The following is a 22,136-nucleotide window of genomic DNA, read 5'->3' as shown; positions in this document are numbered from 1 at the left end:
TTCAACCCTTCACTCCGGTCAGGGTGACGCCCTCGACGAACGCCTTCTGCGCGAAGAAGAACACAAGGATCACCGGGGCCATGACCAGCACGGTGGCCGCCATGGTGAGGTTCCAGTCGGTGTGGTGCATGCCCTTGAACGACTCCAGGCCGTAGGAGAGGGTCCAGGCGCCGGGGTTCTCGGAGGCGTAGATCTGCGGGCCGAAGTAGTCGTTCCAGGCGTAGAAGAACTGGAACAGGGCGACGGCGGCGATGCCTGGCCTGGCCATCGGCAGGACGACCTTCAGCAGGGTGCGCAGGTCGCCGCACCCGTCCACCTTCGCCGCGTCCACGTACTCGTTGGGGATGGTCATCAGGAACTGGCGCAGCAGGAAGATCGAGAACGCGTCGCCGAACCCCATCGGGATGATCATCGGCCACAGCGTGCCCGACAGGTCCAGTTGCTTCGCCCAGAACAGGTACATCGGGATGACGACCACCTGCGGGGGCAGCATCATCATCGAGATCACCAGCATGAGCGCGAGATTGCGGCCCCGGAAGCGGAACTTGGCCAGCGCGTACGCCACGGGGACGGAGGACACGACGGTCAGGACGGTTCCCAGTCCGGCGTAGATCAGCGTGTTCTTCCACCAGGTGAGGAAGCCCGGGGTGTCGAAGACCTTCTTGTAGTTGGCCCACTCCCAGGTGTGCGGGATCAGATCCCGGCTGAGCGCCTGCGAGTCGCTCATCAGGGAGGTGAGGAACACGAACACGAAGGGGAGGGTGAAGAACAGGGCGGCGGCGACGCCCAGGGAGTGGACCGCGATCCATTCCAGGAGCGCCCTGCGGCGGGCCGTGCGCTCGGCGGGCGAGGTGGGGGCCTTCACCTCCACGGGGCGGTCCAGTACTTGAGCCATGTCAGTCACCTGCCTGGATGAGACCGCCCCGGCGCCGCATCAGGAACGCGGTGAACGCCATCGACAGGGCGAAGAGCACCAGGGCCACGACGCACGCCGAGCCGTAGTCGAAGCGCTGGAAGCCGAGGTTGTAGACGAGCTGGGGGAGGGTGAGCGTGGAGTGCTCCGGGTAGCCGGGCTCGAACATGGTGCCCGCGCCCTGGATCACGCCCGAGGCGACCTTTCCGGCGACGAGTGGCTGGGTGTAGTACTGCATCGCCGCGATGACGCCGGTGACGACGGCGAACATGATGATCGGCGAGATGTTCGGCAGCGTGACGTACCGGAACCGCTGCCACGGCGACGCGCCGTCCAGCTCGGCCGCCTCGTACTGCTCCTTCGGTACGTCGAGCAGCGCGGCCATGAAGACGACCATCAGGTCGCCGACGCCCCACAGGGCCAGGAGGGTGAGGGCCGGCTTGGACCAGCTGGGGTCGTTGAACCAGCCGGGGGCCGCGACGCCGATCTTTCCGAGGAGCGAGTTGACCGGTCCCGTACCGGGGTTGAGGAGGAAGGCGAAGGCCATCGTCGCGGCCACCGGCGGGGCCAGGTAGGGCAGGTAGAAGAGGGTGCGGAAAACACCCGTACCCGTCTTGATCTTCGTGATGAGCAGGCCGATCCCGAGTCCGAAGAGGACGCGCAGGCTCACCATGATCAGGACCAGCCACAGGGTGTTGCGCAGGGCGGGCCAGAAGAAGGGGTAGCTCTCGAAGACGTACGTCCAGTTCTTCGTCCCGCTCCAGGTCGGCGGCTTGAAGCCGTCGTAGTGCATGAACGAGAAGTAGACGGTCGAGATCATCGGGTACGCGAAGAAGACCGCGAAACCGATCAGCCAGGGCGAGAGGAAGGCGAGGGTACGAAGCGCCGCACGCCGGCGCTTCGACCTCAACGTCAGGGTGCTCATCGCTACTGGGCCTGCGCGATGTCCGTGTCGATCTGCTGGGCCGCCTTCTCCAGGCCCGCCTTCAGGTCGGTGAGCTTGCCGCTCTCGTAGTCGTAGCCGAGCTGCTGGATGGTCGTCAGGTAGACGCCGCCGTTGACCGAGGCCGGGGAGGTGGTCGAGTTCGGGTTCGCGGCGATGTCGAGGAAGGTCTTGAAGCGCGGGTCGTACTTCAGCTTCGGCGACTTCAGGGCGGCCAGCGTCGAGGGCACGTTGTGGATGGCGTTGGAGAAGTTCACCACCGCGTCGGTGTCCGTGGTGATGTACTTCACGAACTCCCAGGCCGCGTTCTGCTTCTTGCTGGTGGCGGCGATACCGGCGATCGTGCCGGTGATGTAGCCCTTGCCGTACTGGTCGGCCTGGTCGTCGGGGACGGGCAGCGGGGCGACGCCGATCTCGAAGTCGGGCTTGGCGTCCAGGGCCATCCCCAGGCGCCATTCGCCGTCCAGCTGCATGGCCACCTGGCCGGTGTGGAAGGGGTGCTTGGGGCCCCACTCGTCACCGAGGCCGGCGCGGAACTTCTCCAGCTTCTTGAAGCCGCCGAGTTCGTCGACGAGCTTCTTCTGGAGCGTGAGGGCGTCGAAGACGGCCGGGTCGGTGGCGATCGTCGACTTGCCGGACTTGTTGAAGTAGGTCGGCGAGAACTGGCCCATGTAGTGCTCGATCGTCGTCTCCCAGCCGTGGTAGTTCGGCATGAAACCGAGCTGCTTGTACGTGTCGCCCTGAGTGATCGTCAACTTCTTGGCGTCGGCCTCGAACTGGGACCAGGTCTTCGGCGGGGTGGTGATGCCGGCCTTCTCGAACGCGGTTTTGTTGTAGTACAGGCCGTAGGCGTCGCCCAGCAGCGGCACGGCACAGCGGTCGAGGTTGTACTGGGTGTACTCGTTCATCGCCTTCGGGAAGGTCGCGCTGGGGCTGATGCCCGACTTCTTGAAGAACGGGTTGAGGTCGACCAGGGCGCCGGAGGAGCAGAACTTGCCGACGTTGTTGGTGGTGAAGGACGAGATCACGTCGGGCGCCTTGCTGCCGCCTGCCCGCAGCGCCTGGTTGATCTTGTCGTCGGTCATGTTGCCGACGACGTCGACGTGGATGTTGGGGTGCGCCTTCTCGAAGCCGGCGACCAGCGCCTTCACGGCGTTGACCTCGGTCGGCGCGCTCCAGGCGTGCCAGAAGGTGATGGTCTGCTCCTGGGACGCGTCATCGCTCGCGCCGGAGGCGGTCTGGCCGGTACAGGCGGTGGTGCTCAGGAGCAGGGCCGTCGAGGCAGTCAGGGCAAAAGCCGCGTTTCGGACGACTTCGGGTATGCGTGTGGGCATGGCGGGACCTCCCGGGGACAGGGCGGGGCGATGAGGTGAAGGGGAAGGAGAAGGGGGGTGGGTCTGTGGGTGGGGCTCAGCGCGAGGTGTCGAAGACCTCGTCGCGGGTGGCGGCCAGCGCACTCTCCAGCGCGCCGCGCAGCACGGGCCGTTCGGTGACGTCGCCGACGACGAGCTTCGGCCGGGAGGCGGCCAGTTCCTCCAGCTCGGCCTGGACGAGGGTGCGGAGCACCTCGCCGCCGGCGGTCAGGGAGGCGCCGCTGAGGACGACGAGTTCGGGGTCGAGGACGGAGACGAGCGAGGCGAGACCGGTCGCGAGCCGGGTCGCGTACGTCTGGAGCAGCAGCCGGTGCAGCACGGTGTCCTCGGTCGCGGCCCGCTCGACGAGCGCGGCGGCGACCTCGGCGTACGGCCCGGACGGGATGGCGGTGATGCCCAGCTCCCGGGCGAGCTGCGGGACGGCCTGTGAACCGGCCAGCTCCTGGTAGCCGCCACTGTTGGCTTTGGTCACCTGGCGGACGAGGGGCGCGCCGGGAACCGGCAGGAAACCCACCTCTCCCGCGCCGCCGGTCCAGCCGCGGTGCAGCCGCCCGCCGAGGACGAGGGCGGCGCCCAGGCCCCCTTCGTTCCACAGCAGCACGAAGTCCTCGTGCCCCCGGGCCGCACCGAGCCGCTGTTCGGCGACCGCGACGAGGTTGACGTCGTTCTCGTACTCGACCGGCATCGGCAGCGCTGCGGCGAGGTCGTCGAGCAGCGTGGGGGAGTGCCAGCCGGGCAGGTGGGAGGCGTAGCGCAGCCGGCCCGTGGTGGGGTCGAAGGCGCCCGGTGTCGCGACGACGAGCCGCCGCACGTCGTCCCGGGCCAGCCCGGCCGCCTTCACCGCGCCGTCGAGGGCCTCGGTGACCTGTCGTACGACGGCCCCCGCGCCCTTCCTGCCGGGCGTGGGCACCTCGTACGCGCCCACCGTCCGGCCCGTGACGTCGGCTACGGCGGCGAGGATCCGCTCGGGGGTGACATCGAGCCCCGCCGCGTAGGCGGCGGCCGGATTGACCTCGTACAGCTGGGCGTTGGGTCCGGGCCGCCCCTCGGTGGTGCCGGTCGCCAGCACCAGGCCCGCCGCCTCCAGCCGGGCCAGCAGCTGGGAGGCGGTCGGCTTGGACAGCCCGGTGAGCTTCCCGATCCGGGTCCGGGACAGGGGGCCGTGCGTCAGCAGGAGGTCCAGAGCGGCCCGGTCGTTCATGGCGCGCAGGACGCGCGGGGTGCCCGGCGTACCGGCGGTTCCTGCCATGGGGTCGACACCTGCCTTTCTGACCTGCCCAGCTTCTCAGTGAGGCCGGAGGAAGTCCATCGAGGGGTTCGAGGGAGGGTCTTCCGGCGCGACCACTGTTAGGAAGGTTTCCTATCGGATGCAGGGAAGGTAGGCCTGGAGAGAAGGGGCCGTCAAGGAGGGGGAAGAGAAACCGCCCCCGAGGCAACAGAGTCGTTACCTGCGGGGGCGGTGGGGGTGGGTGTGAGCGGGGCTCAGCTGCCGAGGAAGGGGGCCGTGTCCAAGGCGGGATACGGCGCCGGAAGGAGGAGCGGGTCACCCAGGTCGACCTTGGTGTCGGTGTCGTAGTAGGCCTCGGTGGGTTGGTCGCCCGGGAGGAGGGGGTCGGTGTAGCAGTGGGCCGTTCCGCTGTGTCGATCGACCAGGACGTAGGTCGGGACGCCGGCGGCGGCGTAGGTGCGGAACTTGGGCCCGGTGTCCGTCTCGTGGTTGGTAGAGGTGACCTCGCCGACCAGGGCGATCATGTCGATGGGGTACCAGCCTTTGTGGGCCTTGCGATAGGACTCGTCGAGCTCAGTCGGAGTGCGACGGAGGATGTAGAAATCCGGGACCAGAAGAGCCATGGTGCGCCCGTCCTTGTGCGCGGCGCGGTAGCCATTGCCCATACCCGCCAGCTCGAATCCGGCGCTGAAGAACTGGACTGCGAGCTTGAAAGCGCCATCGTTGTGGCGGTGGTTCGGTTGCGGTGGCACGATGGCCATCCCCTCGACGTACTCGGGTCGAACAGGCGCCACGGACGCCTCCTCGATCGCGATCAACAGATCGATGGGGTCCTGCTGCGTCATGACCGGCTCCGTGAGGGTTTCGGCGCTCATCCCTGGTTCTCCTCGTCACGCTGATGCCAGGCTAAGCCCGCGCTGGGCGCCCCGGCAGAACGATGGGGCACCCCGCGCGCACACCGCGCCGGAATGCCCCAGCCGTTCACTCGAACGAGCGTGCCGAACCGTTCCGCTACTTCATGGGAGCCGCAGCGCTCGGCGGCGTCAGCGGTGAGGCCGCAGCCGACTGCGGCGACCCGGTGTTCGCGTACACCGACGGGGGCGCCATCCCCGCCGTCGGGTCCGCGGCCGCGTCGGTGTCCGCGGGGACGGCCGGGCCGCCGACGATGGGGATGTCGGCCGCGTCGAAGGCGCGCTTGATGCGCCAGCGGAGTTCGCGTTCGACGGTGAGGGCCTTGCCGGGCATCGTCTTCGCGGAGACGCGGACGACCATGGAGTCGAGGAACACGCTGTCCAGGCCCAGGACCTCGATCGGGCCCCAGAGCAGCTCGTTCCAGGGCTCCTCCTTGCTCATCTTCTCGGCGACCGCGTCGATGGTCTGCTTCACCTTGGCCAGGTCCTCGGAGGGCCGGACGGTGACGTCGACGCCGGCCGTCGCCCAGCCCTGGGAGAGGTTCCCGATCCGCTTGACCTCGCCGTTGCGGACGTACCAGATCTCGCCGTTGTCGCCGCGCAGCTTGGTCACGCGCAGGCCGACCTCGATGACCTCGCCGGAGGCCACGCCCGCGTCGATCTGGTCGCCGACGCCGTACTGGTCCTCGAGGATCATGAAGACGCCGGAGAGGAAGTCGGTGACGAGGTTGCGGGCGCCGAAACCGATCGCCACGCCCGCGACACCGGCGGAGGCCAGCAGCGGCGCCAGGTTGATCTCGAAGGTGCCCAGGATCATCAGCCCGGCTGTGCCGAGGATGAGGAAGCTCGCCACCGAGCGCAGCACCGAGCCGATCGCCTGCGAGCGCTGGCGGCGGCGCTCGGCGTTGACCAGCAGGCCGCCCAGGGCCGTGCCGTCGACGGCCTGGACCGTGCGGTTCATGCGGTCGATCAGCTTGGTGATCGCCCGCCGCACCACCACTCTCAGGATCCCGGCGATCACCAGGATCAGCAGGACCCGGAGGCCGATCGCGAGCCACGTCGACCAGTTCTCCTCGACCCAGCCGGCGGCGTTCGTCGCGCTCTCCTGGGCGTCCTGGAGGGTCGGGACCGTCACCGTCGGCGACTCCGAGGGAGTCGGCGACGGCGACGCACCGGCGGCCAGTAGGACGGCGGACAAGGACACGGCAGGTACCTCCACTGCGGCACTGCCCCGTCCGGCGCGGCGGTCGGCGGTCAAAGTGTTCAAGGTCACGAAAAGGTCACCGGACGGGCAGGACCACCACACTAACGGGGCATTGTGTGTGCTTCGCCCGGATGCGCGAAGGAGAGACCGTCCTCACCCGCGCTTGAACTGGTCGTCCACCGGGGGATGCTTCCGATGTGGTCGAAAACACTCCCAGCCCGTTACCGGGAGATGGTGGCGCGTTCACCAGGCAAGAGGGGAGACTGACCACAGATCGTCCCGGCGCGAGCCACGCGCCGCCGACGCCCGAGGAGGCATCCGTGCCGCATGTCCTGGTCCTTAACGCGTCGTACGAGCCTCTCGGCGTCGTACCGCTCCGCCGCGCGCTCGTCCTCGTCCTGGAGAACAAGGCAGTCTCCCTGGAGGAGTCCGGCGCCTTTATGCACAGCGCGACCGTCACAGTCCCCGCGCCCAGCGTGGTCCGGCTCAAGCGATTCGTCCGGGTTCCCTATCGGGGGCCCGTTCCTCTGACCCGTCGGGCGCTGTTCGCCCGCGACGGGGGCCGGTGCATGTACTGCGGTGGCGTCGCAACCAGCGTCGACCACGTCATCCCGCGCAGCCGCGGGGGCAAGCACGTCTGGGACAACGTGGTGGCGTCCTGCCGCCGCTGCAACCACGTGAAGGCCGACCGACACCTCGTCGAGATCGGCTGGCGGCTGCGCCACAAACCCGCCCCACCCACCGGCCTGGCCTGGCGCATCATCGGGACAGGCCATAGGGACCCGCGCTGGCTGCCCTACCTGCAGCCGTACGGCGCGGACGACGCCCTGGCCCGGATCGACGGCATCTCCGCCTGACGACGATCCGGGCTTTTGCATACCCGGTGACCTCAAGGGGCCCTACGCCTTCACCGGCGCGGGGCCCTCGGGTGGTCACGGTGCGTCCCCTCGGCGCGCCCTCAGGCGCGCGCCTCCCCTCGCGCCCCGCGTACGACGTACAGTGCCCCGCCCACCGCGAAGGCGGCCAGCGCCACCGCCCAGGCACCCGGCTCGTCGCCCGGCCGCACCGGCCACGCCCACACCGTGGCCGCGTGCCTCTGCGGACCGGCCGCCCCGAGGTACACCGCGCCGGCGTAGCCGAAGGCCGGCAGCCAGCTCAGCCGGGAGCCGAGCACGGCGGCCGCGGCAGCCGTGAGACCTGCCGCGCCGAGCGTGTTGCGCAGCATGGCGGACGGGCCGAACCCGGACGGCTGCCCGAGCGCCACCACCGACAGCAGGGCCGCGGCGAGCGCCGTGAGGGCCAGGAGATGGACCGCTCGCCACCGCCACCAGGGGCGCGCGGCCGTACGGTCCAGCTCGTCGGACTCGGTGTGCAGGCTCGTCCCGATCACCGCCGCCGCGAACAGCGGGGCGAGCGCCACGACCGGCACCAGCCGCTCCGGATCCACCGAGGCGCCCGCACCGTGTGCCCCCCACAGGGCGAGGCCGGCGGTGGCGCAGAGCGCGGCCAGGGCGCGCGGGACGGTACGCGAGCGGGCGTACAGGAGCGGGCCGTCGAGCGCGGTGCCGGAGCGCGAGAGGGCGTGGAGGAGCGCGCGGCCGAGCGCGGTGCCGGAGTGCGCGCGGGCGTACACGTGGAAGTCACCGGTCACAGCGTCGGCACCTCGCTCGGGTCGCATTCGTTCGCCGTCGCGAAGTACGCCGACAGCCAGGCGCGGCGCTCCTCCTCGCCCATCGCCTCCAGGCGGGCGCGGGCCGCGAGCCGCGCCTCGTGCCTGGCGCGCTCCTCCTCGTTCCTCGTGGCGAACTGCTCGTCGAAGAACTTCTCCATCGGGCTGGGCGCCAGATAGTGCTCCACCGCGTTGTCGACCGCGTCCAGACGCGGGTCCGTCTCGTCGCAGTAGGCCCTCCCGTACAGCTCCATCCCCGCCGCCCACGCGTACTCCTTCGGATCGGTGAGCCGCCCCCGTACGACGCTCCAGCCGATCGGTGTGAGCATCGGCAGCTCGACCTCGTCCCGCGCCGGCCGGCCCGGCCGGTCCTCGAAGCGGACCGGCAGGTTCTGTACGCCCTCCAGACGGCCGGTGAGACCGGACAGAGCGTCCTTGACCTGCGGCAGGAGCTTCTCGTAGCGGGCGTTCACACAGATCTGCGGGGTGGTGGAGGTGTCGCACACCTGCCGCCGGGCGACCGGGTTGGTGTGCCACAGACCGTCGCCGGTCTGCATCAGCAGCACGCCGGCCACGCCCGCGGCGGCCAGCGGCACCAGGCCGGTCCAGCGGCGGCGGGCGGCGTACGCGAGGGCCACGGCGACCGCCACACCCCCCGTCCACCCGGCGATCGCCACCGGCTGCCACCACACCGCGACCGAGCCGGCCGAGCCGCGCCCGACCGAGGACAGGGCGCCGACGGCATTGCGGTGGTCGTACGTCAGCACCCCGACGGCGACATACGCGCCCGCCGCCAGCAGCACCGCCGTCATCCGCCACGCCACCACGCGCCCCACGACCTGGCCCGCCAGAGTGGCGGCCGCCAGCACGACCGCGTTCGCCAGGACCGACCCGAGGTACGGCCCGTCGCCCGTGGCGCAGTACCAGGTGGCGAGCAGGGCGAGGGCGGCCGCGGCCGCGTACCCGGCGACCACCCACAGCACCAGCGGGAACACCGCCGCCAGCAGCCGGACGAGCCGGCCGCGCACGGCCATCGCCATCAGCTCGTCCGTACGGCGTCTGCGCTCGCGCCCGCCGTGCCAGCAGCCCGCGGCCAGCGCCAGCGGGACACCGAGCAGTCCGGCCGCCGCGGACAGCTGGTTCCGGGTCTCGGCCCAGCCGCCCTGCCACTGCTCCGAGGTGGTGGCCATCGCCCCCGCGAGCGTCAGCAGGACGGCGGCACCGGCCCAGGGCGCGAGGCCGCGGACGGCCTCGGCACGCAGGGGGTGGTGCGCGGCGGCCCGCACCCGGTCCGTCCTTTCCGCCACGAGGGTCATCGCGCCGCCCCTTCCGGCGTCGCGGCGGACGCGCGGTGGGCGCGCAGGGCCGCCGTGTAGCCGCGTTCGATCGGGTGATCGCCGACGCCGTCCGCCGACGCGCCGAGCTCGGTCAGCGACGCGGGGGTGCCGCGGTAGGCGATCCGGCCCGACTCGACGAGGGTGACCTCCGTGCACGCCGCCGCCACGTCCTCCACCAGATGCGTGGAGACGACGACGGTCGAGGACGTGCCCAGCTCGCGCAGCAGCGCGCGGAACTCCATGCGCTGCTCGGGGTCGAGACCGGCGGTCGGCTCGTCGAGCAGCAGCACCTGCGGGTCGTTGACGATGGCCTGCGCGATGCCGACGCGGCGGACCATCCCGCCGGACAGCGTCTTCACCTTCGTGTCGATCCGGTCGGCGAGACCGACGCGGGCGACGGCCCGTTCGACGGCGGCCGGGGTCCCGGCGGCGGGCATCTCCTTCAGCCACGCCATGTACGCGACGAACTCGCGCACGGTGAACCCCGGGTAGAAGCCGAACTCCTGCGGCAGATACCCCAGCCGCCGCCGCACCGCGGCCCGTCGCCGGTGGTCGGCGACATCGTCCCCGAGCAGCTCCACCCGGCCGCCGTTCGGCGCGGCGACCGTGGCCAGCACGCGGATCAGCGAGGTCTTGCCCGCGCCGTTCGGACCGAGCAGGCCGTGCACGCCGGGGCCGAGGTCGAGGTCCACCGAGTCGAGGGCGACGGTTCTGCGGTGCCGGACGTGCAGCCCGGTCACTCGTATCGTGCTCAACGGTTCTCCAGAGGGTGGGGGTGAGAGTGCGAGGGAGACGCGGCCGTGCTCACGGCCTCTCCATGCGGTAGGCGGAACGGCCGGCGGCGAGCGCGGCGGCGCACAGCACGGCCGCCGTCGCCCACGCGCCCTGCGCGAGCGGGCCGTCCAGGACGAGGGACAGTTGTTCGGTCAGCCGGGTGAGCGGGGCGTCGGCGGACGAGGCCAGCGCCGGGACGGGTACGGCGCACAGCCAGCCCCCGCCGGTCACCGCCGCGGCGGCACGACAGCCGACGTACCCGGCCAGGGTCAGCGTGGCCAGCGTCAGCGCGAGCCCCGGCAACAGCCAGGCGGCCGCGCCCGGCGCCCCGGAGGCGGGCAGCAGCAGACCCGCGAGGGTGAGCGACGGCAGGCTGACGGCGAGGACGGCGACCGTCCGCGTCAGCAGCAGCCGCAGCCCGCCGGAGGGTGTGGCCGCCGCGATCTCGTGCAGCGGATCGGCGTGCGGGCCGTAGGACAGGGCGACCCCGAGCACGGGCACGACCGGCGCGGCGGCCAGCAACAGCGGGCGGGCCCCGTCGACCCCGGCCCCGTACGCGAGGGCGAGCGCCCCCAGGGCGACGAGCAGCACGGCGGGCAGCCAGGCACCGCGGACGGCGGGCCCGGCGGCCCAGAGGGGGCGGGCGAGGAAGGAGGACCACAGACGGGCACGGGGCGCCGGCGGTGCCGTCGAGGCCTCACGCACTTCGCTCGCCGCCGCCTCCGCCAGCATCGTCGAGGGCTCGCGTACCTCGCTCGGCACTGCCTCCGCCAGCATCGTCGAGGGCTCGCGTACCTCGCTGGCCACTGCCTCCGCCAGCACCGTCGAGGGCTCACGCACCTCGCTCGGCACCGCCTGCGCCAGCACCGCCTCCCGCACCTCCGCCAGTACCAGCGCCGGTGCGGGCAGCTGCCGTACCGCCGCCGAGACGCGCTGCGCGCACCCCCCGCACCGTTCCAGATGCCTCTCCAGGGACCAGGCGTCCGCCTCCGGCAGGGTGCCGTCGGCATAGCGGGCGGCCAGGTCGTCGGACGCGTGCCAGTGGTCAGTGCTCATGCCGGGCCTCCCGCCGGTGCCGGGGTCGGTGTCGGGCTCAACTGGGCGAGAGCGGCGCGCAGTTCGGCGCGGGCGCGCATCGCGCGGGTCTTGACGGTGCCCTCGGGTATGCCGAGCAGCCGGGCCGCCTCCCGCGTGGTGAGTCCGTCGACGACGGTCGCGCGCAGCACCTCCCGCAGCTCGGGCGAGATCCGGTCGAGGGCGGTGCCGACGTCGCCGAACTCCAGCCCGGCCAGCACCCGCTCCTCCGCGGAGGGAGCCTCGGCGCCGAGGACGTCCATGGGCGCCGTCTCGACCCGCGCGGCCCGCTCCTGCACCCGCCGCGCGTCGACGAGCCGCCGGGCGGCGATGGTCCACAGCCAGCCGCCCGCCTCCCCGCCCCGATGCCCGGCCGCCGACCGCCACACGGTCACGAACGTGTCCTGCAGCACCTCCCGCGCCACCTCGGGATCGGCGCAGCGCCGGGTCAGCCGGGCGTGCAGCCACCCCGCGTGCCGGTCGTACAGCGTGGCCAGCGCCGCCGCGTCCCCGTCCGCCACGGCCCGCAGCAACGCCGCGTCCGTGTCGCTCTCCCCGTGGCCCCTCATGGGGCGGAACAGTTTCACACCCTGTCTCTCGGTCGGCCCGCCGTCGACGGTTCACACGGGAGGCCCGGAGGCGGCCGATGTGCCTGATTTGCTGAACTCTGAGAAAAATGTCCGCGTGAGGAATGTGACGAGATGCGCGTTGTCCGGGACACGGACGTCTGCCCTCGCGCCCGCTGGGTAGGGCTGCGGTAACCCGTCAGACGCCGTACGACGCCGCCGTGCACACCGGACGACGGCGCCGTCCCCGACAAGGAGGCCACCGTGGTCGCATCGGCACACCCCCTGCTCCCGAACCGCTCCAAACGCCCGGCGGAGCCGTCCGCCGTCCTCGACGAACCCCATGTGTGCGTGTTCAGCGCGGAGGGAACCTGCGCCGAGGCCCCGCTCACCAGCGAGCCGCCGCTGCCCCACGCCGAACCCCTCACCAGCGAACCGCCGCTCGCCGCCGCGGACTCCGACGTCACGAGGCCGTAGATGACCGGACCCCGGCCGGCCGCACCCCCCGACGAGGAGCTGACCCGCCTCGCCGCCCTGCACGGCGTCGCCACCTCCTACCGCCCGTCCCCGGACCGTACGGTCACGGCCTCGGCCACCGCCGTCGTCCGCGCCCTGGGCGCGCTGGGCGTCGACGCGGGCGGACCGGAGGCCGTCCGTGCCGCGCTCGCCGCCCGGGAGGCGGAGCAGGCCGGGCGGCTGCTGCCGCCGACCGTGGTCCACTGGCACGGCGACACCACGCCGGCCGCCCTCGCCGCCCTCCCGCCGGGCACCCGGCTGCTGGTCGAGACCGAGCAGGGCGAGAGCCGCGCCTCGGTCGAGCACCTCCCGCCGGGCGTCCACGCGGTGACCGCGACCGCCCCCGACGGCCGCACCGCCCACGCCCACCTGGTCGTGGCCCCGCCCCGCCTGCCCACGCCCACAGGACGCTCGTACGGACTTCTCGTCCAGCTCTACTCCCTCCTGTCCGGCCGTTCCTGGGGCATGGGCGACCTCGGCGATCTCGCCGAGCTGGCCGGCTGGGCCGGGCGGGCGCTGGGAGCCGGCTTCGTGCAGGTCAACCCGTTGCACGCGGCCGTGCCCGGGGCGCCGACCGATCCCTCCCCGTACCGGCCGTCCTCGCGCCGCTTCCCCGACCCGGTGCATCTGCGGGTCGAGGACGTCCCCGAGTTCGCGTACCTCGGTGACCCGGACCGGGTGCGGGGGCTGCTGGAGCGGGCCGGGCGGCTGCGGGAGGCCGTGCTGGAGAAGGGTGCGCTGATCGACCGGGACGCCGTGTGGGAGCTGAAGCGGGAGGCGCTGGAACTGGTCGCGCAGGTGCCGCTCGGGCCCGGCCGGCGGGCCGCCTACTGCGCCTTCCTCGCCGAGGAGGGCAAGGCGCTGGAGGACCACGCCACCTGGTGCGCGCTCGCCGAGGTGTACGGCTCCGACTGGCACCGCTGGCCGGAGGGCCTGCGGGACCCCCGTTCCGGCGCGACCGCCCGGGCGCGGGCCGAGCTGATGGACCGCGTCGACTTCCACTCCCGCCTCGCCTGGCTCACCGACGCCCAGCTCACCGCCGCCCAGCGCACCGCGCGCGAGGCGGGCATGCCCCTCGGGATCGTGCACGACCTCGCGGTCGGCGTGCACCCCGGCGGCGCCGACGCCTGGGCCCAGCAGGAGTACCTCGCCGCCGGCATGTCGGTCGGCGCGCCCCCGGACGCCTTCAACGCGCGCGGCCAGGACTGGGGCCTGCCGCCCTGGCGCCCCGACCGGCTGGCCGAGTCCGGCTACGCGCCGTACCGCCGCCTGCTGAGAGCGCTGTTCCGCCACGCCGGAGCCCTGCGCATCGACCACGTCATGGGCCTGTTCCGCCTCTGGTGGGTCCCTCAGGGCGAACCGCCCACCGAGGGCACCTACGTCCGCTACGACGCCGAGGCCATGCTCGCCGTCCTGGTGCTGGAGGCGTCCCGGGCCGGTGCGGTGGTGATCGGCGAGGATCTCGGCACCGTCGAGCCGGGTGTGCGCGAGGCGCTGCGCGAACGCGGGGTGCACGGCACGTCCGTGCTGTGGTTCGAACGCGACTGGGACGGCGACGGCCGCCCGCTGCCCCCCGACCACTGGCGCGCCGACTGCCTCGCCACCGCCACCACCCACGACCTGCCCTCCACCGCCGCCCGCCTCACCGGCGAACACGTCGAACTCCGCGACCGTCTCGGCCTCCTGGCCCGCCCCCTGGAGGAGGAACGCGCGGAGGCCTCCGCCGACACCGGCGAGTGGCTGGAGTTCCTGGCCCGCCTCGGCCTCCTCCACGGCACCGGCGGCAGCGGGGACACCTCCTCCGAGGAGGCCGAGATCCAGGCCGTCCACCGCTTCCTGCTGCGCACCCCCGCCCGCATGATCGGCATCTGGCTTCCGGACGGAGTCGGCGACCGCCGCCCCCAGAACCTCCCGGGAACCTGGGACCAGTACCCGAACTGGCGCCTGCCGATCGCGGACGCGGAGGGCCGCCCGGTGACACTGGAGGAACTGGCGGCGTCACCGAGACTGCACGCGCTGATCGACGTGCTGCGGGATGCCGGCCCGGCCGGCACGTCCTGAAGAGGCCCGTTCAGGGCCGAAGCGGGGGTCCGGGGGCGGCGGCCCCCGGTCAACGCTCACACCGGCGCCGCCCACCTCATAAGGCACCCCGCGCGCGCGTCCCTCCCCGGCGTTCGCTAACTTTGCACCGTGGACAAGAAGAACGCCCTGCGCGCCGGCGCCCTGGCCGCCGGTACGACGCTGATGATGCTGCTCATGTCGTCCCCCGCGCTCGCGCTGACCCGCGACGACGGCGACGACCCCGGTCAGGGCCTGAGCGTCATCGAGACGCTGGGCCTCTTCGTCGTGGCTCCGATCGCGCTGTTCGCGGTCATCTTCGGCCTGGTCTGGGTCCTCGACAGGTCCAAGGACCGGCAGGACACCACCAGCTCCAACATCACCGTCAAGGGCAAGGCGAAGGCCAAGGCCTGACCCCGGCGAGAGCCGGTGGCCGTCGGCAACGCCGACGCGCCTCGCCGCTCCGCACAGCCACCCGAGGGCGCCGTCCCCGCCGTCCGTACGCGCACACCGCCGTACGACGCCGGGCGCGGCGCCCTCGGTCGTGTGCGGCTCCCCGGACAGGCCCTAAGGGTGCGGGGCGGTCAGGTACCGCTGGACGGTGGGGCCCAGCCAGGCCACGGCCTCCTCGCGGGTCAGCGCCACGGCCGGCGGGAAACGCAGGACGTAACGGGCGAGCGCCAGCCCGAGCAGCTGGCTCGCGCAGAGCGCGGCCCGGGCCGGTACCTGCTCCGGGTCCGGGCACACCGTGCCGGCCACCGGCAGGAGCTGGTCGCGGAAGATGCCCTGCATCCGCTCGGCGCCGGCCTGGTTGGTCACGCCGACCCGGAGCAGGGCGGTGAGGACCTCGCTGTCCTCCCACATGCCGAGGAAGTGGGTCACCAGGGCGTGGCCGACCTCGTCACGGGGGAGCGGGGCGAGGTCGGGCAGCTTGAGGTCGACGGAGACGGCGGCCGCGAAGAGGCCCTCCTTGCTGCCGTAGTAGCGCATCACCATCGAGGGGTCGATACGCGCGTCCCGGGCGATCGCCCGGATGGTGGCCCGCTCATAGCCGTCGGAGGCGAAGCGCTCGCGGGCGGCGTCGAGAATGGCGGTGCGGGTGGCGTCGGAGCGGCGAGGCATGCCAACGAGGGTAGGCCAACAAGCGTAGGCCAACAAGCGTAGGCCAACAAGCGTTGACATTCCGGAGTCGGCCTCCTAGCGTTGCCTGCAAGCGTTGGCCCACAAACGTTGGCCCACAAGCGTTGGCATCCAGGAGGCCCTTCATGAACGGCACCCCGCACGACGCAGGCACCCCGGCAGCCCCTCTCACCTCCCGCTCCCGCCCCCACCCCGTCATCGTCGTGGGCTCCGGTCCCACCGGTCTCCTCCTCGCCGGCGACCTCGCCACCGCCGGCGTCCCCGTCACCGTGCTGGAGAAGCGCCCCCGAGGGATCAGCAACCTCTCCCGCGCCTTCGTCCTGCACGCCCGCAGCCTTGAGCAGCTCGACGCGCGGGGCCTCGCCGACGAGCTGGAGGCCGTCGGCCGCCGCATCGACCGCTTCCGCCTGTACCGCCGGCTCGAACTCTCGCTCGCCACGCTCCCCTCCCGCTTCCGGCACGCCCTCGTGATCCCGCAGTACGAGGTGGAGAAGGTTCTGGAACGGCGTGCGGTGGAGGCCGGCGTGGAGTTCCGGTACGAGACCGAGGTGACCGGCCTCGCCCAGGACACGGATGGCGTGACCGTCGAGGTGCGCACGCCCGCCGGAGAGGGCGGGACTCTGCGCGCCGGGTACGTCGTCGGCACCGACGGCATGCGCAGTGCGGTACGGAACGCCGTCGGCCTGCCCTTCCCCGGCCGTTCGGCGATCCGTTCCGTCATGCTCGCGGACGTCCGCCTCGCCGAGGAGCCCGAGACGCTGCTCACCGTCAACGCCGCCCGTGACGCCTTCGCCTTTCTCGTGCCCTTCGGCGACGGGTACTACAGGGTGATCTGCTGGCACCGCGGCCACGACGTCCCCGACGACGAACCGGTCGGTCTCGACGAGATCAAGGGGGTCACCCGCCTCGCCCTCGGCCGTGACTTCGGGATGCACGACGCCCGCTGGACGTCCCGCTTCCACAGCGACGAACGTCAGGCGCCCGCCTACCGCGTCGGCCGCGTCTTCCTGGCCGGCGACGCCGCGCATGTGCACACCCCGGCCGGCGGCCAGGGCATGAACACGGGTCTGCAGGACGCGGCCAACCTGAGCTGGAAGCTCGCCCAGGTGATCCACGGCCGCGGCGGAGACGCCCTCCTCGACACCTACGAGGCCGAACGTCACCCCGTGGGCCGGACGGTGCTGCTCAGCAGTGGTGCGATCGTGCGCTTCGCCATGGCCAGGAGCCCCTGGATGCTCGCGCTGCGCACCGCGGGCGCCGCCTTCCTCAACTCCGTCGCCCCCGCCCGCCGCAGGGCCCTCGGCCAGATCACCGGCCTCGGTTACCGCTACGCGGCCCCGCGCGGCGCCCACCGGCTCACCGGCACCCGCGTGCCGGACGTCCGCCTCGCCGACGGCACCCGCCTCCACGAGGCCCTGCGCGGCGGCCACTTCGTGCTGATCACCCCCGAGGGTGCTGACGGCGGCCAGGTCGGCGCCCGCAAGGACCGGCTGGCCGTGGCGCACTGGGCGAGCGACCGGCGCACGGCGCTGCTGGTGCGCCCCGACGGGTACGCGGCCTGGGCGGCCGACACCGCCGACCCCTCCGCGATCGAGGCCGCCCTCACCGCGCACGTCGGCTGAGGGCGCCCCGCTCTGCGGCGCTCCCTCTCCGACGCTAGCGCTCCGTCGCGAGCAGCAACTCCCGCAGCAGGTCGGCCAGTCGGCCGGCCTGCTCGGCGTCGAGGGCGGCGGACAACGCCTCCGTCTGGACGGCGAGGCCCGTACCGACCGCCTCCTCGACCAGCGCCAGCCCCTTTTCGGTGAGCGTCACCTGAAGGCCCCGGCGGTCGTGCGGGTCGGGGGAGCGGCGCAGCAGCCCCGCCCGTTCCAGCTTGTCGAGGCGGCCGGTCATGCCGCCGGTGGTGAGCATGAGCGTCGCCGACAACTGGCGCGGCGAGAGGGCGTACGGCTCGCCGGAGCGGCGCAGGGTGGCCAGCACGTCGAACTCGCCGCGCGAGATCCCGAGGGCCGCGTAGGCCTTCTCCGTCCGGTCGCTCACCGCGCGCGAGAGCCGGTGGATCCGGCCGAAGACCTCCATGGCGGTCGTGTCGAGGTCGGGCCGCTCGGCCGCCCACTGCTCGATGATCGCGTCGACGGCGTCCTTGCGCTGTGCACTCATACGGGGAGTATCCGGCGGAGTTCCGGTCACCCGCAAGAAAGTAGCTTGACGGAAAGTTGCTTAGCGCTAAGCTACTTATGGCCAAGCAACCTGCGGACATTGCCACCGCCACCGCCACCGCCACTGCCACCGACCCGTCGAGCCGCCTCGGAGAGGGGTGCCGGCCATGAAACGGCCCGCGACCGTCCTGCTCACCGCCCTCGCCCCCGTCTCCTGGGGCACCACCTACGCGGTCACCACCGAGTTCCTCCCGGCCGACCGCCCCCTCTTCACCGCCCTCACCCGCGCCCTGCCCGCCGGGCTGCTGCTGCTCGCGATCGCCCGCGTGCTGCCGCGCGGCGCCTGGTGGGGCAAGGCGGCGGTGCTCGGCGCGCTGAACATCGGCGCCTTCTTCCCCCTCCTCTTCCTCTCCGCCTACCGGCTGCCCGGTGGCATGGCGGCCGTCGTCGGCTCGGTCGGGCCGCTCCTCGTCGCGGGCCTCTCGGCGGTGCTGCTCGGACAGCGGCCGACCGCCCGGACCCTGCTGACCGGCATCCTGGCCGCGTTCGGCGTCAGCCTGGTCGTGCTGAAGGCCGCCGGGGCGCTGGACGCGCTCGGTCTGCTGGCGGCGCTCGCCTCCACGGTCTCCATGTCGGCCGGCACCGTCCTGACCAAGAAGTGGGGCCGCCCCGAGGGAGTCGGACCTCTCGCCCTCACCGGCTGGCAGCTCACCGCCGGCGGCCTGCTCGTCGCCCCCGTCGCCTTCCTCGTCGAGGGCGCCCCGCCGGCCCTGGACGGCCGTGCCGTCGGCGGCTACCTCTACCTGGCCCTCGCGAACACGGCGGTCGCGTACTGGCTCTGGTTCCGCGGCATCGGCCGGCTCACCGCCACCCAGGTCACCTTCCTCGGCCCGCTCTCCCCGCTGACCGCGGCGGTCGTCGGCTGGGCGGCGCTCGGACAGGCGCTGACGGCGGTGCAGCTCGCGGGCATGGCGCTGGCGTTCGGAGCGACGGTGGCGGGACAACGGGGCCCGCGGACGGCGCCGGCACCGCTCGCCTCACCCGCCGTACCGGCACGCCGGAGCTACGTGAGGACCTGATCGAGCCGGCGCCGGTACCGCAGCCCGGGCCGCCCGTCGATGCTGATGCTGCCGACGGTCTCGAAGCCGTTGTGGGCGAGTACGGTCCTGGACGCCGGGTTGTCGAGCGTGGTGATCGCGGTGAGCGCGGAGAGGCCGTACTCCGCGGCGGCCAGCCGGCGCATGTCCCCGACCACGGCCGTCGCCACGCCGCGGCCCGCCGCGCGCTCGCCGATCCGGTAGCCCAGCTCGGCGGAGCCGTCCTCGACGTCCACGAGGTTGACCCGGCCGATCAGCCGCCCGTCCTGGTCCATGACCACGTGGAAGTGGCAGAGCCCCGCCTCCTGCTCGGCGAGGAGCGCCTCGTGCCGTGCGGCGAACTCCGTGAAGTACGTGTCGCCGCGATCGGGGATGGAACGAGCGAAGTAGGCACGGTTCTCGCGCTCGAACGCCAGGAGAGCTTCCGCGTGCTCGGCCCCGAGCCGTTCCAGCCTTGTCATGCACGCCAGCATAAGGAGGAAACGGGCCTCGTCCGGTGCCGAACCCCCGGGACAACGTCGTCGCCCAACCCCGTGGGCACGTGGAAGGATGGCGCAACCCACACATAACGAGGAGATGAGACCGCGTGCCTGGCACAAATCTGACTCGCGAAGAGGCGCAGCAGAGGGCGAAGCTGCTCACCGTTGACTCGTACGAGATCGAACTCGACCTCTCCGGCGCGCAGGAGGGCGGTACCTACCGGTCCGTGACCACGGTGCGCTTCGACGTGTCGGAGAACAGCGCCGCGTCCTTCATCGACCTGGTGGCACCGACCGTCCACGAGGTGACCCTCAACGGGGACACCCTCGACCCGGCCGAGGTGTTCAAGGACTCCCGGATCGCGCTCCCGGGTCTGCTGGAGGGCCGCAACATCCTGCGCGTGGTCGCCGACTGCGCCTACACCAACACCGGTGAGGGCCTGCACAAGTTCGTCGACCCCGTCGACAACCAGGCCTACCTCTACACCCAGTTCGAGGTGCCGGACGCCCGTCGCGTCTTCGCCTCCTTCGAGCAGCCCGACCTCAAGGCGACCTTCCAGTTCACCGTGAAGGCGCCCAGCGGCTGGACCGTCGTCTCCAACTCCCCGACGCCCGAGCCCCAGGACGACGTCTGGGCCTTCGAGCCGACGCCGCGCATCTCCACGTACATCACCGCGCTGATCGTCGGGCCGTACCACTCCGTCCACAGCGTGTACGAGAAGGACGGGCAGAGCGTGCCGCTGGGCATCTACTGCCGCCCGTCCCTCGCCGAGTTCCTCGACTCGGACGCGATCTTCGAGGTCACCCGCCAGGGCTTCGACTGGTTCCAGGAGAAGTTCGACTACCAGTACCCCTTCCAGAAGTACGACCAGCTGTTCGTGCCGGAGTTCAACGCGGGCGCGATGGAGAACGCCGGTGCCGTCACCATCCGTGACCAGTACGTGTTCCGGTCGAAGGTGACCGACGCCGCGTACGAGCTGCGCGCGGAGACGATCCTGCACGAGCTGGCCCACATGTGGTTCGGCGACCTGGTCACCATGGAGTGGTGGAACGACCTGTGGCTGAACGAGTCGTTCGCCACCTACACCTCCATCGCCTGCCAGGCGTACGCGCCCGACAGCCGCTGGCCGCACTCCTGGACCACCTTCGCCAACTCCATGAAGACGTGGGCCTACCGGCAGGACCAGCTGCCGTCCACCCACCCGATCATGGCCGAGATCCGCGACCTCGACGACGTCCTGGTCAACTTCGACGGCATCACCTACGCCAAGGGCGCCAGCGTCCTGAAGCAGCTCGTCGCGTACGTCGGCATGGACGAGTTCTTCAAGGGCGTCCAGGCCTACTTCAAGGCGCATGCCTTCGGCAACACCCGCCTCTCCGACCTCCTCGGCGCCCTGGAGGAGACCTCGGGGCGTGACCTGAAGGCCTGGTCGAAGGCGTGGCTGGAGACGGCGGGCATCAACATCCTCCGCCCGGAGATCGAGACCGACGCCGACGGCGTCATCACCTCCTTCACGATCCGCCAGGAGGCCCCCGCCCTGCCCGCCGGCGCCAAGGGCGAGCCGACCCTGCGCCCGCACCGCATCGCCGTGGGCCTCTACGGCCTCGACGCCGGCAGCGGCAAGCTGCTGCGCGACGAGCGCGTCGAGCTGGACGTCGACGGCGAGCTGACCGCCGTACCGCAGCTGGTCGGCAAGCGTCGGCCGGACGTCGTGCTGCTCAACGACGACGACCTGTCGTACGCCAAGGTCCGCCTCGACGAGCAGTCGCTGGCCTTCGTCACCGAGCACCTCGGCGACTTCGAGGCGTCCCTGCCGCGCGCCCTGTGCTGGGCGTCGGCCTGGGACATGACCCGGGACGCCGAACTGCCCACCCGCGACTACCTCTCCCTGGTGCTGTCCGGCATCGGCAAGGAGTCCGACATCGGCGTCGTGCAGTCCCTGCACCGCCAGGTCAAGCTCGCCATCGACCTGTACGCCGACCCGGTGGCCCGCGAGACCCTGCTGACCCGCTGGACCGACGCCACGCTGGCCCACCTGCGCGCCGCCGAGGCGGGCAGCGACCACCAGCTGGCGTGGGCGCGGGCGTTCGCGGCCACCGCCCGCACCCCGGAGCAGCTGGACCTCCTCGAGGGCCTGCTGGACGGTTCGCAGACCATCGAGGGCCTCGCCGTCGACACCGAGCTGCGCTGGACGTTCGTGCAGCGGCTCGCGGCCGTCGGCCGGTTCGACGAGACGGAGATCGCCGGCGAGTACGAGCGGGACAAGACGGCCGCCGGCGAGCGCCACGCGGCGACCGCCCGCGCCGCCCGGCCCACGCCGGAGGCCAAGGCGGAGGCGTGGGCGTCGGTCGTCGAGTCCGACAAGCTGCCCAACGCCGTGCAGGAGGCCGTCATCGGCGGCTTCGTCCAGACCGACCAGCGTGAGCTGCTCGCGCCGTACACGGACAAGTACTTCGATGTCGTCAAGGACATCTGGGACTCCCGTTCGCACGAGATCGCCCAGCAGATCGCGGTCGGCCTCTACCCGACGGTCCAGGTCTCCGAGGAGACCCTGCGCAAGACCGACGCCTGGCTGACCTCCGCCGAGCCGAACGCGGCCCTGCGCCGCCTCGTCTCCGAGTCCCGCTCGGGCGTCGAGCGCGCCCTGAAGGCCCAGGCGGCCGACGCGCGGTAGTCGTCCCCACGGTGGTGAGG

The 22,136-nt window shown here is 72.1% G+C and carries 21 protein-coding genes; 7 read left to right on the top strand and 14 right to left on the bottom strand.

What is annotated here, in order from left to right; genetic code table 11:
- Nucleotide 1: 1 nt before the first annotated feature.
- The 6 genes from IE263_RS34760 to IE263_RS34735 all read right to left on the bottom strand — a co-directional run bounded on the left by IE263_RS34760 (nucleotide 2) and on the right by IE263_RS34735 (nucleotide 6,572).
- On the bottom strand, nucleotides 2-895 hold the full coding sequence (locus IE263_RS34760) for a carbohydrate ABC transporter permease (RefSeq protein WP_189942021.1): 894 nt from the start codon (nucleotides 893-895) through the stop codon (nucleotides 2-4).
- Nucleotide 896: 1 nt separating this feature from the next.
- Nucleotides 897-1,838, bottom strand: coding sequence for a carbohydrate ABC transporter permease (locus tag IE263_RS34755; protein WP_189942020.1), 942 nt, complete (start codon nucleotides 1,836-1,838; stop codon nucleotides 897-899).
- A 2-nt stretch (nucleotides 1,839-1,840) separates the two neighbouring features.
- Complete coding sequence (locus IE263_RS34750; RefSeq protein WP_189942019.1) at nucleotides 1,841-3,190, bottom strand: ABC transporter substrate-binding protein; 1,350 nt, start codon at nucleotides 3,188-3,190, stop codon at nucleotides 1,841-1,843.
- 76 nt (nucleotides 3,191-3,266) lie between these two features.
- Complete coding sequence (locus tag IE263_RS34745; RefSeq protein WP_189942018.1) at nucleotides 3,267-4,478, bottom strand: ROK family transcriptional regulator; 1,212 nt, start codon at nucleotides 4,476-4,478, stop codon at nucleotides 3,267-3,269.
- 233 nt (nucleotides 4,479-4,711) lie between these two features.
- A complete protein-coding gene (locus tag IE263_RS34740; protein ID WP_189942017.1) occupies nucleotides 4,712-5,332 on the bottom strand; it encodes a Uma2 family endonuclease in 621 nt (206 codons plus the stop codon).
- 136 nt (nucleotides 5,333-5,468) lie between these two features.
- The gene (locus tag IE263_RS34735; protein WP_189942016.1) at nucleotides 5,469-6,572 is read right to left on the bottom strand and encodes a mechanosensitive ion channel family protein; all 1,104 of its coding nucleotides are present in this window, start codon (nucleotides 6,570-6,572) and stop codon (nucleotides 5,469-5,471) included.
- Between the two features lie 320 nt (nucleotides 6,573-6,892).
- On the opposite strand from IE263_RS34735, the gene IE263_RS34730 reads away from it, so the two are divergent.
- On the top strand, nucleotides 6,893-7,429 hold the full coding sequence (locus IE263_RS34730) for an HNH endonuclease (RefSeq protein WP_055538384.1): 537 nt from the start codon (nucleotides 6,893-6,895) through the stop codon (nucleotides 7,427-7,429).
- A 101-nt stretch (nucleotides 7,430-7,530) separates the two neighbouring features.
- Here the strand turns inward: IE263_RS34730 and IE263_RS34725 are convergent, their stop codons facing one another.
- The 5 genes from IE263_RS34725 to IE263_RS34705 are packed head-to-tail and all read right to left on the bottom strand — an operon-like array spanning nucleotide 7,531 to nucleotide 11,995.
- Nucleotides 7,531-8,223 (bottom strand): hypothetical protein, encoded by a 693-nt coding sequence (locus IE263_RS34725; RefSeq protein ID WP_308430784.1) that lies wholly within the window; start codon nucleotides 8,221-8,223, stop codon nucleotides 7,531-7,533.
- Complete coding sequence (locus tag IE263_RS34720) at nucleotides 8,220-9,557, bottom strand: hypothetical protein (RefSeq protein WP_189942015.1); 1,338 nt, start codon at nucleotides 9,555-9,557, stop codon at nucleotides 8,220-8,222. Before IE263_RS34720 ends, IE263_RS34725 begins: the two co-directional genes overlap by 4 nt.
- Nucleotides 9,554-10,333: an ABC transporter ATP-binding protein gene (locus IE263_RS34715; RefSeq protein WP_229911330.1), complete on the bottom strand. Its 780-nt coding sequence runs from the start codon at nucleotides 10,331-10,333 to the stop codon at nucleotides 9,554-9,556. Before IE263_RS34715 ends, IE263_RS34720 begins: the two co-directional genes overlap by 4 nt.
- 49 nt (nucleotides 10,334-10,382) lie before the next feature.
- Complete coding sequence (locus IE263_RS34710) at nucleotides 10,383-11,408, bottom strand: zf-HC2 domain-containing protein (protein WP_189942014.1); 1,026 nt, start codon at nucleotides 11,406-11,408, stop codon at nucleotides 10,383-10,385.
- Nucleotides 11,405-11,995: an RNA polymerase sigma factor gene (locus tag IE263_RS34705; RefSeq protein WP_189942013.1), complete on the bottom strand. Its 591-nt coding sequence runs from the start codon at nucleotides 11,993-11,995 to the stop codon at nucleotides 11,405-11,407. The genes IE263_RS34710 and IE263_RS34705 overlap by 4 nt, the downstream gene beginning before the upstream one ends.
- Nucleotides 11,996-12,256: 261 nt before the next feature.
- Here IE263_RS34705 and IE263_RS34700 point away from each other — a divergent pair, with 261 nt between their 5' ends.
- The 3 genes from IE263_RS34700 to IE263_RS34690 all read left to right on the top strand — a co-directional run bounded on the left by IE263_RS34700 (nucleotide 12,257) and on the right by IE263_RS34690 (nucleotide 14,980).
- The gene (locus IE263_RS34700; protein WP_189942012.1) at nucleotides 12,257-12,469 is read left to right on the top strand and encodes a hypothetical protein; all 213 of its coding nucleotides are present in this window, start codon (nucleotides 12,257-12,259) and stop codon (nucleotides 12,467-12,469) included.
- On the top strand, nucleotides 12,470-14,569 hold the full coding sequence (malQ, locus tag IE263_RS34695) for a 4-alpha-glucanotransferase (RefSeq protein ID WP_189942011.1): 2,100 nt from the start codon (nucleotides 12,470-12,472) through the stop codon (nucleotides 14,567-14,569).
- 129 nt (nucleotides 14,570-14,698) lie between these two features.
- Nucleotides 14,699-14,980 carry a hypothetical protein gene (locus tag IE263_RS34690; RefSeq protein WP_189942010.1) on the top strand — a complete coding sequence of 94 codons (282 nt, stop codon included), beginning with the start codon at nucleotides 14,699-14,701 and terminating at the stop codon, nucleotides 14,978-14,980.
- A gap of 153 nt (nucleotides 14,981-15,133) precedes the next feature.
- Here IE263_RS34690 and IE263_RS34685 read toward each other — a convergent pair whose 3' ends face one another.
- A complete protein-coding gene (locus tag IE263_RS34685) occupies nucleotides 15,134-15,688 on the bottom strand; it encodes a TetR/AcrR family transcriptional regulator (protein WP_229911329.1) in 555 nt (184 codons plus the stop codon).
- A gap of 143 nt (nucleotides 15,689-15,831) precedes the next feature.
- Here IE263_RS34685 and IE263_RS34680 point away from each other — a divergent pair, with 143 nt between their 5' ends.
- Nucleotides 15,832-17,328 carry an FAD-dependent monooxygenase gene (locus tag IE263_RS34680; RefSeq protein WP_189942008.1) on the top strand — a complete coding sequence of 499 codons (1,497 nt, stop codon included), beginning with the start codon at nucleotides 15,832-15,834 and terminating at the stop codon, nucleotides 17,326-17,328.
- Between the two features lie 34 nt (nucleotides 17,329-17,362).
- On the opposite strand, the gene IE263_RS34675 is transcribed toward IE263_RS34680, so the two are convergent.
- Nucleotides 17,363-17,866, bottom strand: coding sequence for a MarR family winged helix-turn-helix transcriptional regulator (locus tag IE263_RS34675; RefSeq protein WP_189942007.1), 504 nt, complete (start codon nucleotides 17,864-17,866; stop codon nucleotides 17,363-17,365).
- A gap of 166 nt (nucleotides 17,867-18,032) precedes the next feature.
- On the opposite strand from IE263_RS34675, the gene IE263_RS34670 reads away from it, so the two are divergent.
- Nucleotides 18,033-18,944: an EamA family transporter gene (locus tag IE263_RS34670; protein WP_189942006.1), complete on the top strand. Its 912-nt coding sequence runs from the start codon at nucleotides 18,033-18,035 to the stop codon at nucleotides 18,942-18,944.
- Here IE263_RS34670 and IE263_RS34665 read toward each other — a convergent pair.
- Nucleotides 18,929-19,423, bottom strand: a complete 495-nt coding sequence (locus tag IE263_RS34665) for a GNAT family N-acetyltransferase (protein WP_189942005.1) — start codon at nucleotides 19,421-19,423, stop codon at nucleotides 18,929-18,931. The genes IE263_RS34670 and IE263_RS34665 overlap by 16 nt on opposite strands.
- Nucleotides 19,424-19,548: 125 nt before the next feature.
- On the opposite strand from IE263_RS34665, the gene pepN reads away from it, so the two are divergent.
- A complete protein-coding gene (pepN, locus tag IE263_RS34660; RefSeq protein WP_189942004.1) occupies nucleotides 19,549-22,116 on the top strand; it encodes an aminopeptidase N in 2,568 nt (855 codons plus the stop codon).
- The last annotated feature ends 20 nt before the right edge of the window (nucleotides 22,117-22,136 follow it).

It is taken from the genome of Streptomyces aurantiogriseus (assembly GCF_014649375.1).
GTDB classification, from domain to species: Bacteria; Actinomycetota; Actinomycetes; order Streptomycetales; family Streptomycetaceae; genus Streptomyces; species Streptomyces aurantiogriseus.
This window is presented reverse-complemented; position numbering and strand designations above follow the sequence as displayed.

Bases quoted from the DNA above. Each gene is read 5' to 3' on its own strand.
- IE263_RS34760 (WP_189942021.1), bottom strand. From the start codon at position 895: ATGGCTCAAGTACTGGACCGCCCCGTGGAGGTGAAGGCCCCCACCTCG.
- IE263_RS34755 (WP_189942020.1), bottom strand. From the start codon at position 1,838: ATGAGCACCCTGACGTTGAGGTCGAAGCGCCGGCGTGCGGCGCTTCGT.
- IE263_RS34750 (WP_189942019.1), bottom strand. From the start codon at position 3,190: ATGCCCACACGCATACCCGAAGTCGTCCGAAACGCGGCTTTTGCCCTG.
- IE263_RS34745 (WP_189942018.1), bottom strand. From the start codon at position 4,478: ATGGCAGGAACCGCCGGTACGCCGGGCACCCCGCGCGTCCTGCGCGCC.
- IE263_RS34740 (WP_189942017.1), bottom strand. From the start codon at position 5,332: ATGAGCGCCGAAACCCTCACGGAGCCGGTCATGACGCAGCAGGACCCC.
- IE263_RS34720 (WP_189942015.1), bottom strand. From the start codon at position 9,557: ATGACCCTCGTGGCGGAAAGGACGGACCGGGTGCGGGCCGCCGCGCAC.
- IE263_RS34710 (WP_189942014.1), bottom strand. From the start codon at position 11,408: ATGAGCACTGACCACTGGCACGCGTCCGACGACCTGGCCGCCCGCTAT.
- IE263_RS34705 (WP_189942013.1), bottom strand. From the start codon at position 11,995: ATGAGGGGCCACGGGGAGAGCGACACGGACGCGGCGTTGCTGCGGGCC.
- malQ (WP_189942011.1), top strand. From the start codon at position 12,470: ATGACCGGACCCCGGCCGGCCGCACCCCCCGACGAGGAGCTGACCCGC.
- IE263_RS34685 (WP_229911329.1), bottom strand. From the start codon at position 15,688: ATGCCTCGCCGCTCCGACGCCACCCGCACCGCCATTCTCGACGCCGCC.
- IE263_RS34680 (WP_189942008.1), top strand. From the start codon at position 15,832: ATGAACGGCACCCCGCACGACGCAGGCACCCCGGCAGCCCCTCTCACC.
- IE263_RS34675 (WP_189942007.1), bottom strand. From the start codon at position 17,866: ATGAGTGCACAGCGCAAGGACGCCGTCGACGCGATCATCGAGCAGTGG.
- IE263_RS34670 (WP_189942006.1), top strand. From the start codon at position 18,033: ATGAAACGGCCCGCGACCGTCCTGCTCACCGCCCTCGCCCCCGTCTCC.
- IE263_RS34665 (WP_189942005.1), bottom strand. From the start codon at position 19,423: ATGACAAGGCTGGAACGGCTCGGGGCCGAGCACGCGGAAGCTCTCCTG.